Here is a 16,330-nt window from a genome sequence, read left to right on the forward strand (position 1 = left end):
TTGAAATTCTGGTTCCAGATTTACCTGAATCAGTTGCTGATGCAACCGTAGCGACATGGCACAAACAACCAGGCGACGCAGTAGAGCGTGACGAGGTTTTGGTTGACATCGAAACAGACAAAGTTGTGCTAGAAGTTCCAGCTCCGGAAGCTGGCGTTTTAGAAGCTATTGTTGAAGCAGAAGGTGCGACAGTACTTTCTAAACAAATCATTGCTAAATTGAAGCCAGGCGCAGTTGCAGGTGAACCAACTGCAGACAAAACAGAAGGTACTGAAGCATCTCCTGATAAGCGTCACAAAGCTGCGCTTAGCGAAGAAAGTAATGACGCACTAAGCCCAGCAGTGCGCCGTTTATTGGCTGAACATGGCTTAGAAGCAAGCCAAGTGAAAGGCACTGGTGTTGGTGGTCGTATTACGCGCGAAGATATTGAAGCGCATCTTGCGAACGCTAAATCTGCGTCAAAAGAAGACTCGCCAGCAGTGGTTGACGTGCCGGCAGCGGCTCGCAGTCAGAAACGTGTTCCAATGACTCGCCTTCGTAAGACAGTTGCTAACCGTCTGCTAGAAGCGAAGAACAACACGGCAATGCTAACGACGTTTAACGAAGTGAACATGAAACCAATCATGGACCTTCGTAAGCAGTACAAAGATCAGTTCGAAGAGCGTCACGGTATTCGTTTAGGCTTCATGTCTTTCTACGTGAAAGCAGTAACAGAAGCGCTTAAGCGTTACCCAGAAGTAAATGCTTCGATTGATGGCGATGACATTGTTTACCACAACTACTTCGACATTAGCATGGCGGTATCAACGCCACGTGGTCTAGTTACACCTGTCCTAAAAGACTGTGACAAGCTTGGTTTCGCTGATGTTGAAAAAGGCATCAAAGAGCTGGCTATCAAAGGTCGTGATGGCAAGCTAACGGTAGACGAGCTAATGGGCGGTAACTTCACTATCACAAACGGTGGTGTGTTTGGTTCACTTATGTCTACACCAATCATCAACCCACCTCAATCAGCGATTCTTGGTATGCATAAGATCCAAGAGCGTCCGATGGCAGTGGATGGCAAAGTTGAAATCTTGCCGATGATGTACCTAGCGTTATCTTACGATCACCGCCTAATTGACGGTCGTGAATCAGTTGGTTTCCTAGTAACGATTAAAGAGTTACTAGAGGACCCAGCACGTCTCCTATTAGACGTTTAATATCGCTAAAACGTCTAGTTATCGTAGGTAGCTAGACGTTAAAAATTTCAATGGCTAGACTAGCTCAACGTTTGGCCTTCATTTGAATCCTTCAGTATGAGAACTCATGATGAAGGATTTATTTGAGAAGACCCTACAGACGTACAAGCAGCCAAGACTGCAGCGTTATGGAAATAATAAATCCCTTAAGGGAAAAACAAACGGAATATCGAAATGAATTTGCATGAATACCAAGCCAAACAGCTGTTTGCAGAATTCGGTTTGCCTGTGCCAGAAGGCTACGCGTGTGATACACCACAAGAAGCTTTTGAAGCCGCAGGCCGTATTAGTACAGCCAAGAAAGTAGTTAAATGTCAGGTTCACGCTGGTGGCCGTGGTAAAGCGGGTGGCGTAGAGCTACACGATACAAAAGAAGGCGTTAAAGAGTTTGCACAGAAGTGGTTAGGTAAAAACCTAGTGACTTACCAAACTGACGCTAACGGTCAGCCAGTAACAAAAATCCTTGTTGAAGAAGCTTCAAATATTGCGAACGAACTATACCTAGGTGCGGTAGTTGACCGTGCTAGCCGTAAGATTGTTTTCATGGCTTCTACCGAAGGTGGTGTGGAAATTGAAAAAGTTGCGGAAGAAACGCCGGAACTCATCCACAAAGCAGCAATTGACCCACTAGTAGGTCCACAAGCTTACCAAGGTCGTGAGCTAGCGTTCAAACTTGGTCTTGAAGGCGACCAAATCAAACAATTCGTTAAGATCTTTATGGGTCTTGGCACTATGTTCTCTCAGTACGATCTTGCTCTGCTAGAGATCAACCCACTTGTGATTACTGGCGAAGGCAACTTGCTATGTCTTGACGGTAAGATCAACATCGACTCAAACGCACTGTATCGTCAGCCTAAGCTTCGTGAAATGCACGATCCTTCACAAGAAGATGAGCGTGAAGCACACGCAGCTCAGTGGGAGCTGAACTACGTAGCACTAGACGGTAACGTTGGCTGTATGGTTAACGGTGCAGGCCTAGCAATGGGTACGATGGATATCGTAAACCTACACGGCGGCAAACCAGCTAACTTCTTAGATGTAGGTGGCGGCGCGACGAAAGAGCGTGTTGCTGAAGCATTCAAGATCATCCTATCTGATGACAATGTGAAAGCGGTACTTGTTAACATCTTCGGTGGTATTGTACGTTGTGACATGATCGCAGAAGGTATTATCGGTGCGGTTAAAGAGGTAGGTGTAAGCGTACCTGTTGTTGTTCGTCTTGAAGGTACTAACGCTGACCTAGGTCGCGAAGTTCTTGCTAATTCTGATGTTGATATCATTGCTGCTGAGTCGCTAACTGACGCTGCTCAGAAAGTTGTTGCTGCTGCGGAGGCTAAATAATGTCTGTATTAATTAACAAAGACACTAAAGTAATCTGTCAGGGTTTCACTGGTGGTCAAGGTACTTTCCACTCAGAGCAAGCTATCGCATACGGTACGCAAATGGTTGGTGGTGTGTCTCCAGGTAAAGGCGGCCAAACTCACCTAGGTCTACCTGTATTCAACACAGTACGCGAAGCAGTAGAAGCGACTGGCGCAACAGCGACAGTCATCTACGTACCAGCACCTTTCTGTAAAGATGCAATCCTAGAAGCGATTGACGCGGGTATCGAGCTAATCGTAACGATTACTGAAGGTATCCCTACTACAGATATGATCGACGTAAAAGTGAAGCTAGAAGAAACTGGCGTTCGCATGATCGGTCCTAACTGTCCGGGTGTTATCACTCCTGATGAGTGTAAGATCGGTATCATGCCTGGTCACATTCACAAGAAAGGTAAAGTAGGTATCGTATCTCGTAGCGGTACTCTAACTTACGAAGCAGTCAAACAAACCACTGACGAAGGTTTCGGCCAGTCTACTTGTGTTGGTATCGGTGGTGACCCAATCCCGGGTTCAAACTTCATTGATATCCTAAAACTGTTCCAAGAAGACCCTGAGACAGAAGCGATCGTTATGATCGGTGAGATCGGTGGTACTGCAGAAGAAGAAGCAGCAGCATACATTAAAGAAAATGTAACGAAGCCAGTGGTTTCTTACATTGCTGGTGTAACTGCACCTCCTGGTAAGCGTATGGGCCATGCTGGTGCGATTATCTCTGGTGGTAAAGGTACTGCTGAAGACAAATTTGCTGCACTAGAAGCGGCTGGCGTTAAAACTGTGAAATCTCTAGCAGAGATTGGCCAAGGTCTACGTGAAGTGACGGGTTGGTAATCGACCACACTACTTAATAAGTATTAAAAAGCCTGCGACTTCGCAGGCTTTTCTTTTTCCGTTTCCGTGGGTTTATGTTTGTTGTTAGCAAGGTCTTTCGCGTTTAATGCTCAATGCGATTATGCTTTGCTTTTAATCAGCTGGCTCAGCATAAATAAGGATGTTGCGCTGATCACTACAGAAGGGCCGGCCGGTGTATCGAAGTGCCATGATAGGCTAAGCCCCATCAGTACTGCCACTGAGCCAATAATAGATGCGAACAATGCCATTTGCTCTGGTGATGAAGAGACTTTACGTGCTGTTGCTGCTGGGATAATTAGGAGCGAAGTCATGATCAACGCGCCAACGAACTTCATACCTACTGCGATTACTACACCCACCATTAGCATTAACACCAATCGAACTAAGTCTGTATTCACGCCCTCAACAGCGGCAAGTTCTTCACTAACAGTGCTAGAAAGCAGTGGGCGCCAGAAGACGTACAAACACGCACTCACCGCAACAACACCTGCGTAAATAAACATCAGATCTTGTGGAGAGACGGCAAGTAAGTCCCCAAATAGGTAGCTCATTAAATCGACGCGCACGTTTTCCAAAAAGCTAACCGATACTAAACCGATAGAGAGTGCACTGTGTGCCAAGATACCTAACAACGTGTCTGTAGCCACAAGTTGTTGCTTTTGCAGAGTGACAAGCAAAACGGCCAGAGCTAAACAGCAGACGAGTAGCGCAAGGTAGAGATTTACGTTGAGCAAGAAGCCCAGCGCTAGGCCCATTAACGATGCATGAGCTAGGGTATCTCCGAAGTAAGCCATTTTACGCCAAACGACAAATGACCCAAGTGGACCGGCAATGATCGCGATACCAATACCAGCAAGAATAGAAGGTAGGAGAAACTCAATCATGATGGTGATGTCCGTGTTTATGGTGGGAGCATGATATCGCATCACCGCTTACTGGCGTTCCGGATAAATCGTGATGATGGTGCTCATGGTCGTGATGATAAAACGCGAGAGACTCTCTCGCTGCATTGCCAAATAGTGCGATGTAAGAAGGGTGCTGAGTAATAGTGGCAGGTGAACCTGAGCAGCAAACATGGTGATGCAGACAAATAACATCGTCCGTTTTCGCCATCACTAAATGTAAGTCATGCGATACCATAAATACGCCACAATCAAAGCGGTGACGAATGCTCTCAATTAAGTCATAGAGATCGATTTGACCTTGGATATCCACCCCCTGAGCTGGTTCGTCTAATACCAATAGCTGAGGACGTTGAAGCAGAGCGCGAGCCAGTAACACTCGTTGGTTTTCACCACCGGATAAGCGATGCATATTACTATTAAGTAAATGTTCAGCGCCAACAAGCCGTAATGCATCAATGCACTCCTGCTTACTGTATTTTCCTGCTAAATTTAGAAAGCGGGTTACATTCAATGGAAGGGAGTCATTGAGCTTCAACTTTTGAGGAACGTAACCAATTTTCAGTTTTCTTTGTCGGTTCAACTTGCCGCTAGTTGGCTTTTGAAGACCTAAGATAACTTTGACTAACGTTGATTTTCCCGCTCCATTGGGACCAATTAGGGTAGTTATTTTGCCCTTTTCTAATTCCATACTAATGTTATCGAGAACTCTGCGGCCATCGAACTCGACGCATAACTGCTCAAGATGGACTAAGGAAGACATGAATGAAACTCATTTGCAAATCAATAATGTTATAATGTAACATTATCTCACTTTCCACGCCATATCCCAAGTAAAACTATGAAAAGAGCATTAATTCTTGCTGCCTCAGCAATGTTAACACTGCCAGCACAGGCGGTAACGGTACTGACGAGTATCAAACCTATTCAGTTGTTAGTAACAGAGCTTACTCAAGGAGTAACTTCACCAGACGTGCTATTGCAGTCTAACACATCACCCCATGACTATGCTTTGCGTCCATCGGATGTTAAAAAGGTCGCTTCGGCTGATTTGGTTATCTGGTACGGACATGATCTTGAACCGTTTCTAGAGAAAGTTGTTTCGGATAGATCGAATACTTTGACTATTAGTCAAATTCCAAATCTAGAATTGCGTGAATTTGATAGTGAGCACAACCATGACCATGATGGGCACGATCATGGCTCACATGATCCGCACTTTTGGCTAGGTGTAAGCCAAGCACAACAAGTGGCCAAGGCTGTTGTGAATCAACTTGTATCACTTGATCCGGAAAATGCAGCTCAATATCAAGCGAACCTCAAAAAGTTTGAACTCGAGCTAAAAGACACTGACCAACAGATAAAGCAGAAGCTGGCACCAGTAAAAAGCAAAGGTTACTTTGTATTCCATGATGCTTACGGTTATTTCGAAGATCGTTATGAACTAAATCAAATGGGGCATTTTACTGTGAGCCCAGAACGCAAGCCAGGAGCGAAGACCTTAATTCAAATTCGTCAAAAGCTAAGTGGTGGAGATGTGGCTTGTGTATTTTCTGAACCTCAGTTTACCCCGGCTGTCGTTCAGAGCGTAATGAGAGGCAGTGATGTTGCTAAAGGCGAGCTTGACCCGTTAGGGAGTACAATTGAAGCAAAACCTGGCAGTTACTTTACTTTTCTCAACAATATGGCGAATAGTTTTGAGCAATGCTTGAACAAAAAGTCAGATTAAGTGCTGTCGTAATGTAGGAGTAGTCTTTTTAACGTGATCCAGTAGTAAGAATTACAACCTTTGGTAAGGCGAGCCTTTTCTCAGAAAGTAATTGAGATATCATTACCAATAATTATCAGCTCAAAATAACCGTATAAATCCATGTTTTACAAACGATGAACGGTCACTTTCAGAGCACAAATTGATACAAAAGGTTTTCGTCTTGCTACGCCAATTAGCCCTTGCTCTGTTGGGCTTTATCTTATCCTACCAAGCATTTGCGCTTCATAATGCAAATGCAATCTTTTACCCTTTGCCAACTCAGGCAAAGGGTACTTTTATCGCGGCTAAAAAGTTGTTCTTGGGTGAAAAGGGCGGTTTGTGGATTCATGACGTACACGGGAGAGTCCTGTTTTACGATGGTCAAACTATATTGCCTAAATCAGGTAGCTTCCTACAAACGTCGGCCAAGCAGTTGGCTTATCATAAAGGTGCTTTTTGGACCTTTATTGAAAATGAGGTCTATCGAACTTATCCAAATCAGGAGCGACGTTTAGTCTTTAGTTTAAATCCAGGCTCACAAATAAGAAAAATAGGGTCTTCAAAGAACTATATTTGGGTGAGTGATGGCGCGCATTTCTATACCTACAATATCGACACTAGCGAGTTAAACTCTTTCTCTCTATTGCAGCTCTATCAACATAGTAATAATAGCTACGTTTACATTAATGATGCGGTGCTAGTTGAAACGAAGTGGGCACTAGCAACGACTTCCGGCTTCTATCTTTCTGAAGGTGATAAGTTTGACCATGTCGCTGCCTCAGGTCAAAACTACATTGAGAAAGTCTATTATTCACACACGCGAAGAGAAATTTTGATAGGTACATTGCGTGGCGCTTTAATTTTCAACATTTACCAGCCTGATAAAGAAGTGATTAGAATTGGCGGCTCACATGTTTTGACATTCGCAGAGACAAATCAAGAGTATTGGGTGGGGACAGAGCATGGCCTTTATTTGTACTCATTTTTTTCAGGTGAGGTCACCGAAGTCGCGCCTGCAAGCTTTCTTGAGTTAGAGTTAGATAACACGAAGATTTATTCGTTGTTGAGCGACAATATGGGAGGGATGTGGATTGCGACTAACCAAGGTATTCGTTATTACTCGCTATTTAGTAAAAAATTTGAACGAGTGACCTTTAGTAGTTATGACTCACACACCCTATCAGGACGAATTCGGCAAACTATTGAAGGTCCTGATGGTGCGCTTTGGTTTGCTGATGACCGAAAGATTTATCGTTCAGGAAAGAGTGGGATTAACCAAGTCTTAGAGTTGGAGTCGCAGATCAATGAATTTGCGTTTCAAAACGGCATGCTTTGGCTTGCAACCTCAAAAGGGCTGGAAATATTTGAGCTAAATGGTCTCAACAAGATTACATTTCCTTATTTACAGGTTATGGCTGGACATGCCGTAGAGCATGTGACCGTTGATGGTGATGACCGTCTTTGGGTATCAAGCGGATACCATCTTTACAATGTTGATACTGCTGCACAAAGCGTACGAAACTTTGGAAGTGAGTGGCTAGTAAGTCAGTATTTGCCTGCTAAGGTTACGCGCCTATATGATACTGAAGACGCCCTATTAATAGGCACCGATCATGGCGTATACCAATACAGTAATGACAACATCCAGTTTATCCGTTTTTCAGAAAAGTTTGGTGAATCATTAGACATGACCACGGCGGTTGATGGCAGCCAGTGGTTTGCTTCATCTTATGGTGTGTTTAAAACTGATACACGAAGCGATGAAAAACGTGTTGTTGAAATGAGTGAGCCCAACGCCAGACCTGCTTGCTTGATCAGAGACAGGCAAGGTGTATGGTTAGCTTCCTCTGTCGGTTTAAGCTATTACCACCTTTCGGGTGAGTTAGTGAAACATTACTCATCGTCATCAGGCTTAATGAACAATGAGTTCCTCCCTGGTATTTGTAGCGTTATACAGCAGACAGAAATTGGTGAGCGAGAGCTTGTTCTGGGGTCGAAGTACGGACTCGTAAAAGCAGAAGCATCCAAGCTGCTTGTATCTAATCCCCCAGAGTCTAAGTTTATTGTTAGCCAAGTAGTGCTTGAAAATGAAGTTCTGCAAGTTGGTAGTGCCGATCTGAATGGGCTCACACTGCCATATGGATCTTCGCTGAGTTTTTTATTCGGTGTGATGCCAAAACCAGACAGTCAAAATTTGTACTATCGATTGAACAACGATGACCCATGGCAAACGTTAGAGGGGGGCCAACTGACACTCGAGCACCTTAGTTCCGGTGAATATCACTTGCAGGTCAGTAATGAGTCTCAAGTTGCCACTGGAGTCGTTGGTTTAGAATCTCACTTTATCGTCCTTCATCCTTGGTATCTATCGCGATTTGCTATTTTAGGCTTTGTCGTAGCTAGTATTGCGGTCGTCGCATTACTTGTTTTCTGGCGCTCTCGCTACGTTGTACAGGCTAACCGTGATCTAGCAGCTCAAGTGACTCTCAAAACGAATCAGTTAAGACATCAAAGTAGAGTGTTGCTTACGAGCAACCAGCAATTACGTAAACAGATTCAAGTTAGAAACCTACTCGTAGACCATGTAGCTCTATCCATAAAATCAAGCGTCGACTTTATTGTGGCGAAACTACCTATGCCTCTGGATACTGCGACAGAGGATCATTTGGCTAAAACGAATTGGCAGTTAAATGAACTCAAAAGTGTTCCAAGTGATGTAAGTGGTGGGAGTCAGAACTACAACTTGAGTCAGATAACTCAGTCAGTGGTTGATGTATGGCAAGATGACTTTGCAAAAGCGGGTATTTTGGTAGAGCTAGAAGATGAGAGCAAGCAGAGCCGGGTTGCTCTGGAAAGTTTTAATCTTGATGTTATTTTCAATAGCATTTTTGCCAATATCATCAAGCGCTCTTTCCGAGGTCAAACGGTTAGAATTATGCTAGAAGAGGGACATGATATTGTGTCATTGAGCTTTCTTGATTACGGGACGCAATTACCTAATAAAGTCGCGACTGGGCTTCCATCTAACTTAAATCACTCTGAGTTGAGTATTGACCACCTTGCCCAACTAGTGACAACGAGTGGTGGTTATTTGGCTGTCTTCTCTTCTGATGCTCAAAACAAAGTCGAGATTACATGGCCATCTGCGAAGGAAAGGAGTTATCTGGATGAACCGCAGCAAGAACTCAATCCTGTAACTATTGCAGAAGATCAAGTCACACCAGAGAAAGAGTGGTTGCAAAAAGTCTATCAATTAGTGGCAGAGCATTACCATGATCCTGAATTTGGCACTGCGTCAGCCGCTAAAATGCTGTATATGTCTGAACGCTCTTTACAGAGACGTTTTAAATCTGCCTCGTCAAGAACGTTAAAAGACTATGTCACAGAGGTTCGTTTGGAAACGGCGTGTGAAAAGTTATTGGCGGGTGAGAAAATCAGTGAAGTCGCCTTTAACTGTGGCTTTAATGATCCATCTTACTTTAGCCAAAAGTTTAAGCTGCATTTTGGTTTGCCCCCTTCCAAGTTTGCTTTGACTCAAGAAAGCCAAGAAATTAACTAGAAAACCTTCATTATACGCTCCCTAATTAATAGTTAAGATGCTGGGGAGCTGCATACAGTGCTCTATTATTGCTGCAGTTGCTAACGCAGTAAGTTTCATTGTTTCTTCATCACATCTAGCCTACAAATCCATTCTCAACACGTAAGCACGATCACGTTCTATCTGTTAGTCGCGATGTTCATAGCAATAAGCATAAATGGCTTCAAGAGAATGATTTACTGATAGTTGCAACAAATAAATGACAGTTGTATTGCTGTATCAAAAGAGCGTTGTTCATTTGGGGGAGTGATGGCATGCGACATTCGTGAAAACGAAAACTGTGTTGAAAAGATGGATAAGGTAAAGAAGTTTTGAAAGAGGTGAAAAAAATATCGTGGTATAGCCGGGGGGACTATACCACGGGTGTCAAGGACACCTTCGCTTGCTGCCGGAGTGACATGTTGCCATGCCACCTCTGGAATTTATTAGAGAGGTTGCCCTCTCGATGGAGTAACTATACGAGAGGTTACTTATTTTTCTTATAAAAATAACGCCATGTTTATATGAGAAAAGCGACAACGTTTTGTTTTTTAATTAACCCACTGTTTTAATTTGCATTTTTTGTTTTCTATCTTGGTTTGTGACATTTTTGTTTCGTTAGGTGTCATTTTTAATTGTTAATTTTGACGTAAATAACGAGAGGAAATTTACGAAGTTAACGTTTGAAAGCGTGAAAACATTTACGGAATCTTTGATTTCACACAAGGATTGAAGGGGTATAGGGGAGTAATATTGGCAACCTAAACTTATTAAATAATAATATTTCTCATTAGCAATACTCTTAAGGGCCACTATGAAGTTATCAGAGATTAATCCTGGCGATACGGTGACGATTCGGTTGTTAGATGGTCTTTCATCAGATATCAGAAAGAAACTCATGGTAATGGGGCTGCTTCCCAATACAGAAGTCAAAGTGATTCGACGTGCGCCAATGGGCGATCCTTTACAAGTCGAAGTCCGTGGTGTGTCTGTCGCATTGCGAGAAACAATTGCTCAGAAAATTGAAGTGGAGCGAGTGTAATGCAATATCAAGTGCTAACCGTAGGTAACCCTAATAGTGGTAAAACGACGCTATTTAATGGTTTAACTGGCGCAAAACAGCAAGTTGGTAACTGGGCAGGCGTCACGGTTGAAAAGAAAACGGGACAATTCAAGCATGCTGGGGATGAGTTTTTGCTCACTGACCTTCCGGGTATTTACTCATTAGACAGTGGTAATGATAGTAATAGTATTGATGAATCCATCGCATCGCGTGCGGTTCTAACTCATCCTGCTGATCTCATTATTAACGTGGTGGATGCTACAAGTTTAGAGCGCAGCTTATATATGACGCTGCAACTTCGCGAACTTGGTCGCCCTATGATTGTTGTCCTCAACAAGATGGATGCGCTAAAGCGTGAACGTCAGATGATTAACGTTGCAGAGCTTGAGAAAACGTTAGGTTGTCCGGTTGTCAGTTTATCTGCAACCAATAAAACTCAAGTGGCAGAGTTTAGAGAAAAGCTCCATAAATCCATCGTTCAAGGAGTGCCACTTAAAGAATTGTCTTTGCATTACGGTGAGAAGATGGAGTCGGCAATTCAAACGGTTTCCGCACTTTTTAACGACCAAAACGTCGCTCATCGTGCACTAGCGATTCGTGCGCTTGAAAAAGACACAATGGTGCTCAATAGTCTTTCTGATATTGATAGAAGCAAAGTCTTGGAAGTCATTACGACGTTAGATTTGGATATCGATTTGCATGTCGCGGATACTAAGTACACGCATCTGCATGAACAGTGTAAAAAAGTTCGCCGAAGCGAAGGCAAGTTAAGTCGTAGTGTGACTGAAAGACTCGACCAGTTTATTTTGAACAAGTGGATTGGAATTCCTTTCTTCTTTGTTGTTATGTACCTGATGTTTATGTTCTCGATTAACATCGGTAGTGCATTTATCGACTTTTTTGACATTGGTGTGGGCGCATTGTTGGTTGATGGTGGGCATCACTTGTTAGACGGTCATTTGCCTGTGTGGTTAGTGACGGTTCTTGCTGATGGTATCGGTGGTGGTATCCAGACGGTTGCAACCTTCATTCCGGTTATCGCGTGTTTGTACCTGTTCCTAGCGGTACTTGAGAGCTCAGGTTACATGGCTCGTGCAGCATTCGTACTAGATAAAGTGATGCAGAAGATCGGCCTACCGGGCAAAGCATTTGTACCGTTGGTTCTTGGTTTTGGCTGTAACGTACCGTCAATCATGGCAACTCGTACTCTAGACCAAGAACGTGAGCGTAAACTGGCTGCCTCTATGGCACCATTTATGTCATGTGGTGCTCGTCTGCCTGTATACGCGCTATTCGCTGCGGCATTCTTCCCAGGTTCTGGCCAGAACATTGTATTCGCACTTTACCTACTTGGTATTGTGGCAGCGATCTTCACAGGTCTTTTCCTTAAGCACACGCTTTACCCAGGTAGCAGCGACAGCCTAGTGATGGAAATGCCAGATTACGAGCTTCCGACGCTACAAAACGTGGTGATCAAAACTTGGCAAAAGCTAAAGCGCTTTGTACTTGGTGCAGGTAAAACCATCGTTATCGTTGTTGCTATTCTGAGTTTCTTCAACTCATTGGGTACTGATGGCAGTTTTGGTAACGAAGACAGCGAAAACTCGGTGCTTTCTAAAGCTGCGCAAGTTGTGACTCCAGTATTCGCGCCAATCGGTGTTCAAGAAGATAACTGGCCAGCGACGGTTGGTATCATTACCGGTATCTTCGCAAAAGAGGCGGTAGTTGGTACGCTTAACAGCCTATACACCACGCCAAGCGACGGTGAAGACGCAGAATTTGATCTAATGGGCAGCCTAGAAGAGGCAGTAATGAGTATCCCTGAAAACCTAGCCGGTTTGAGCTACTCAGATCCACTAGGCATTGAAGTGGGTGACTTAACTGACTCAAATGCCGTTGCCGAAGAACAAGAAGTCGATGCTTCTATCTTCGGTAACATTAAATCGCAGTTTGCTTCTGGCAATGCCGCATTTGCTTACCTAATCTTTATCCTACTGTACACACCTTGTGTGGCGGCGATGGGGGCTTACGTACGTGAGTTTGGTCATAAGTTCGCACGCTTTATCGCGGTTTGGACAATGGGCTTGGCTTACCTATGTGCGACGTTCTACAACCAATTGACGCATTTCGCAGATAGCCCAGTGACAAGTGGCATTTGGATGGCAGTGATCGTAGCTATCTTCTTTGGCACATACCGTGTGTTCAAACGAGTTGGTAAGAAACAAAACGGTGCATTAGAGGCGCAAGTAGCATGATTTTAAAAGAGCTTTATCAATACATTGCAGACAAAGGAACCGTTTCCCAGTCAGATCTGGCTAAGCAGTTTGGGATGAGTGAAGATGGTGCTGACGCGATGTTAAGTGTGTGGATTAAGAAGGGCAAAATTAGCCGCCTAGTTGACACCAATAAAGCTCATGACGTGACTCGAGTTCGCTACTCAGTGACTAAACAAGATGGTTTGTCTCTGACAGTCACCATGTAGCGACTATCAAAATTAGTCACCTAAAAATTATCACGTAAAAACGACAAAGCCGCATCAGCAATGATGCGGCTTTTATTTTGCTGGTTATTGTTTGTGAATACAGCGAAATTAATGTTCTTCAGAGTGTTTAGTCGCGCCTAACCCTAGGAACTTTAAACCAAGACTTAAAACTAAAATCGAAATAGGTAATGTTAAGATCGTCCAATCTAAGCTGTCGAAGTTAATCAGCACGAGCTCTAAGAACTTCACAAACAAGATCACGATGATGACTTCAGCCAAAATGTTTTTTAGATGGCCGATGTTTGGGGTTCTGATCCAATGCAAAACCGACTGCTCTTGTGTTTTCGCTTTAGCTTTGTTGGAAATAAATAGTGTGTAGATGCCGTGAGCAAAGATGAACAAAACTAGTGCGACAAGAAACGTATCCAGTGACTTGATCAAATAAGCGATCGCGATGTCTGCTTTATCTAAATGTGCGAGTGCTTCTGGAGGTGTTTGATTGAGAATGAAGACCGCAAATGCCGAATAGGTTTTTGCTGCACCCATAAGAAAAAGCAAGAATGAAGCAGCCATAGAACAGATAATGGCGATCCAGCTGACGTATCGGAATGTGTTGAAGACTTGTTTCATGATGACCCTCTCTAACTGAGCTGGTAGTCTAAACAAGTTTTATTTTAGTGATAATCCCAGAAAAATGAGAAAGATTGTTACAAATACGTATTAATCTTTCTCTGTCTATTTCAGCCGTATTCAAAGGCGAATTATTTTCGCTAGCAGTGCTTATGCTTTTTGGAAAATAGAGCTCAGTGACAGCACATTTTTAATGCGACCAAGCAATTCGTTTTGCTCTTCTTCTGTACGGAATTCACCTTTGGTGTTCCCCCAAACCGGTCCCGGCCATGCTACGTCATCTTTGAAGCGAGCAATATGGTGAATGTGCAGCTGTGGCACCATATTACCTAGCGCACCAAGGTTTAGCTTGTCTGGACGGAATGTTGCTTCCAGTGCTTGGCTTACCGCTTGAGACTCTAGCAAAAACTGTTGCTGTTCTTGCATTGGCAAGTGGTGAAGCTCTTTTAGGTTTGCACGTTTAGGGACCAAGATAACCCATGGCACGGCGTTATCTTTATGCAGAAGCGCCACACACAGTGGGAAGTGGCCGATAACGGTGGTGTCTTTTGCCAGTTGAGGGTGCAGTTCAAAACTCATTATGTTGTCCGATTTGAATTGAATGACATCAGTATACGCCAGATAAAACAAAAGGTTGACGCTTTCACGTCAACCTTTCTAAATCGTCTCGATTCTAGAATCGCTTACATGCGCTCTAGAGTATCAATACCTAGTAGAGACAGACCTTGCTTGATGGTCTTCGCTGTTAGCGCTGCTAGTTTCAGACGGCTTTGTTTCACTGCTTCGTCTTCAGCAACTAGGATAGGGCACGCTTCGTAGAAGCTAGAGAACTGACCTGCTAGTTCGAATAGGTAGCTACACATGATGTGTGGTTGACCTTCGCGAGCGACAGATTGAACCGCTTCTTCGAACTGCATAAGCTTAGCAATAAGTGCTTTCTCTTTCTCATCAGTGATTTTGATGTCACCTTGGAGAGCGTCCATAGCAACACCAGCTTTAGCGAAAATAGAAGCTACGCGAGTGTATGCATATTGCATGTATGGTGCTGTGTTACCTTCAAACGCTAACATGTTGTCCCAATCGAACACGTAGTCAGTCGTACGGTGTTTAGATAAGTCAGAGTATTTAACCGCTGCCATTGCAACTGTTTTAGAGATCTTCTCTTTTTCTTCCGCATCTAGCTCAGGGTTTTTAGATTCGATCAGTTGTGCTGCACGAACTTCTGCTTCATCTAGAAGGTCGGCAAGGCGAACGGTACCACCCGCACGAGTCTTGAATGGCTTACCATCTTTACCAAGCATCATGCCGAACGCGTGGTGCTCAAGAGATACTGACTCAGGTACGTAGCCTGCCTTACGAACAATTGTCCAAGCTTGCATTAGGTGCTGGTGTTGACGTGAGTCGATGAAGTAAAGCACACGGTCTGCGCTTAGCTCTTCATAACGATATTTTGCACATGCGATGTCTGTTGTTGTGTATAGGAAACCGCCATCGCGTTTTTGAACGATAACGCCCATTGGTTCGCCATCTTTGTTCTTGTATTCATCTAGGAATACAACTTGCGCGCCATCATCTTCAACGGCAAGACCTTGTTCTTTTAGGTCTGCAACGATCTTAGGAAGCATGTCGTTGTACATGCTCTCGCCCATCACGTCGTCACGAGTCAGTGACACGTTTAGACGGTCGTAGTTGCGCTGGTTTTGGATCATGGTTACATCAACGAGTTTTTTCCACATTTCTGCACAGTACTCGTCACCGCTTTGCAGTTTCACAACGTAGTTTCGCGCTTTCACTGCGAATTCTTCGTCTTCGTCGTACAGTTTCTTAGACTCACGGTAGAAGCCTTCAAGGTCAGCCAGTTCCATAGAAACTTCGCCAGACTCTTGTTGTACACGCTCAAGGTTTGCGATAAGCATACCGAACTGAGTACCCCAGTCGCCGATGTGGTTCGCACGGATCACTTTGTGACCTAGGAACTCAAGAGTACGTACTACCGCATCACCGATGATGGTTGAACGTAGGTGACCAACGTGCATTTCTTTAGCTACGTTTGGTGCAGAGTAGTCAGCAACGATAGTTTGAGCTTCGTCTGCTGCAACGCCAAGACGTGAGTCAGCCAGTGCTGCTTCCGCTTGTTTTGCTAGGAACTCTTCGCTTAGGAAAATGTTGATGAAACCAGGACCAGCGATTTCTGTCTTGCTTGCAATACCATCTAGGTCTAGAACATCCAGTACTTTCTGTGCAAATTCTCGTGGGTTAGTACCCAGTTTTTTAGCAACGCCCATTACGCCGTTTGCTTGGTAGTCACCAAATTGTGGCTTTGCTGATTGGCGTACTGCCGCAGGACTGCCTGCAGGTGCGCCAGCGGCTTCTAGAGCCTGAGATACTTTGTCATTAATAAGTGCTTGGATATTCACACGCGTTTCCTTCAATTCAAGGACGAAGAACTCG

Annotated in this window: 13 protein-coding genes; 8 read left to right on the forward strand and 5 right to left on the reverse strand. The window is 44.1% G+C overall.

Going from position 1 to position 16,330, the window contains the following annotated elements; translation table 11 throughout:
• The 3 genes from odhB to sucD all read left to right on the forward strand — a co-directional run.
• Nucleotides 1-1,202, forward strand: a 1,202-nt coding sequence (gene odhB / locus R7O12_RS09940; RefSeq protein WP_318074709.1) for a 2-oxoglutarate dehydrogenase complex dihydrolipoyllysine-residue succinyltransferase, incomplete at its 5' end; no start/stop codon positions are given.
• Nucleotides 1,203-1,415: 213 nt separating this feature from the next.
• Complete coding sequence (sucC, locus tag R7O12_RS09945) at nucleotides 1,416-2,582, forward strand: ADP-forming succinate--CoA ligase subunit beta (RefSeq protein ID WP_005382179.1); 1,167 nt, start codon at nucleotides 1,416-1,418, stop codon at nucleotides 2,580-2,582.
• Entirely contained in the window at nucleotides 2,582-3,454 is an 873-nt protein-coding gene (gene sucD / locus R7O12_RS09950) for a succinate--CoA ligase subunit alpha (protein WP_005382181.1), read from the forward strand. The genes sucC and sucD overlap by 1 nt, the downstream gene beginning before the upstream one ends.
• Before the next feature lie 119 nt (nucleotides 3,455-3,573).
• Here the strand turns inward: sucD and znuB are convergent, their stop codons facing one another.
• Both znuB and znuC read right to left on the reverse strand, forming a co-directional pair.
• On the reverse strand, nucleotides 3,574-4,359 hold the full coding sequence (gene znuB, locus R7O12_RS09955) for a zinc ABC transporter permease subunit ZnuB (RefSeq protein WP_005382183.1): 786 nt from the start codon (nucleotides 4,357-4,359) through the stop codon (nucleotides 3,574-3,576).
• Entirely contained in the window at nucleotides 4,352-5,140 is a 789-nt protein-coding gene (znuC, locus tag R7O12_RS09960) for a zinc ABC transporter ATP-binding protein ZnuC (RefSeq protein WP_017634809.1), read from the reverse strand. Before znuC ends, znuB begins: the two co-directional genes overlap by 8 nt.
• Before the next feature lie 78 nt (nucleotides 5,141-5,218).
• Between znuC and znuA the strand changes: the two genes are divergently transcribed.
• The 5 genes from znuA (at nucleotide 5,219) to R7O12_RS09985 (ending at nucleotide 13,249) form a co-directional block, all read left to right on the forward strand.
• Entirely contained in the window at nucleotides 5,219-6,106 is an 888-nt protein-coding gene (gene znuA / locus R7O12_RS09965) for a zinc ABC transporter substrate-binding protein ZnuA (protein ID WP_176310841.1), read from the forward strand.
• A 202-nt stretch (nucleotides 6,107-6,308) separates the two neighbouring features.
• Complete coding sequence (locus R7O12_RS09970; protein WP_213893643.1) at nucleotides 6,309-9,686, forward strand: AraC family transcriptional regulator; 3,378 nt, start codon at nucleotides 6,309-6,311, stop codon at nucleotides 9,684-9,686.
• Between the two features lie 832 nt (nucleotides 9,687-10,518).
• Nucleotides 10,519-10,746 carry a ferrous iron transport protein A gene (locus tag R7O12_RS09975; protein ID WP_005382190.1) on the forward strand — a complete coding sequence of 76 codons (228 nt, stop codon included), beginning with the start codon at nucleotides 10,519-10,521 and terminating at the stop codon, nucleotides 10,744-10,746.
• Nucleotides 10,746-13,022, forward strand: coding sequence for a Fe(2+) transporter permease subunit FeoB (gene feoB, locus R7O12_RS09980; RefSeq protein ID WP_213893644.1), 2,277 nt, complete (start codon nucleotides 10,746-10,748; stop codon nucleotides 13,020-13,022). Before R7O12_RS09975 ends, feoB begins: the two co-directional genes overlap by 1 nt.
• On the forward strand, nucleotides 13,019-13,249 hold the full coding sequence (locus tag R7O12_RS09985; protein WP_005426709.1) for a FeoC-like transcriptional regulator: 231 nt from the start codon (nucleotides 13,019-13,021) through the stop codon (nucleotides 13,247-13,249). Before feoB ends, R7O12_RS09985 begins: the two co-directional genes overlap by 4 nt.
• A gap of 108 nt (nucleotides 13,250-13,357) precedes the next feature.
• Here R7O12_RS09985 and R7O12_RS09990 read toward each other — a convergent pair whose 3' ends face one another.
• The 3 genes from R7O12_RS09990 to argS all read right to left on the reverse strand — a co-directional run bounded on the left by R7O12_RS09990 (nucleotide 13,358) and on the right by argS (nucleotide 16,296).
• Nucleotides 13,358-13,879, reverse strand: a complete 522-nt coding sequence (locus tag R7O12_RS09990) for a YqhA family protein (RefSeq protein WP_042523163.1) — start codon at nucleotides 13,877-13,879, stop codon at nucleotides 13,358-13,360.
• Between the two features lie 150 nt (nucleotides 13,880-14,029).
• Nucleotides 14,030-14,458, reverse strand: a complete 429-nt coding sequence (locus R7O12_RS09995; protein WP_005382194.1) for an HIT family protein — start codon at nucleotides 14,456-14,458, stop codon at nucleotides 14,030-14,032.
• Between the two features lie 104 nt (nucleotides 14,459-14,562).
• Entirely contained in the window at nucleotides 14,563-16,296 is a 1,734-nt protein-coding gene (argS, locus tag R7O12_RS10000; RefSeq protein WP_025517318.1) for an arginine--tRNA ligase, read from the reverse strand.
• Between the last annotated feature and the right edge of the window lie 34 nt (nucleotides 16,297-16,330).

The sequence above is a fragment of the Vibrio sp. Vb1574 genome, assembly GCF_033338675.1.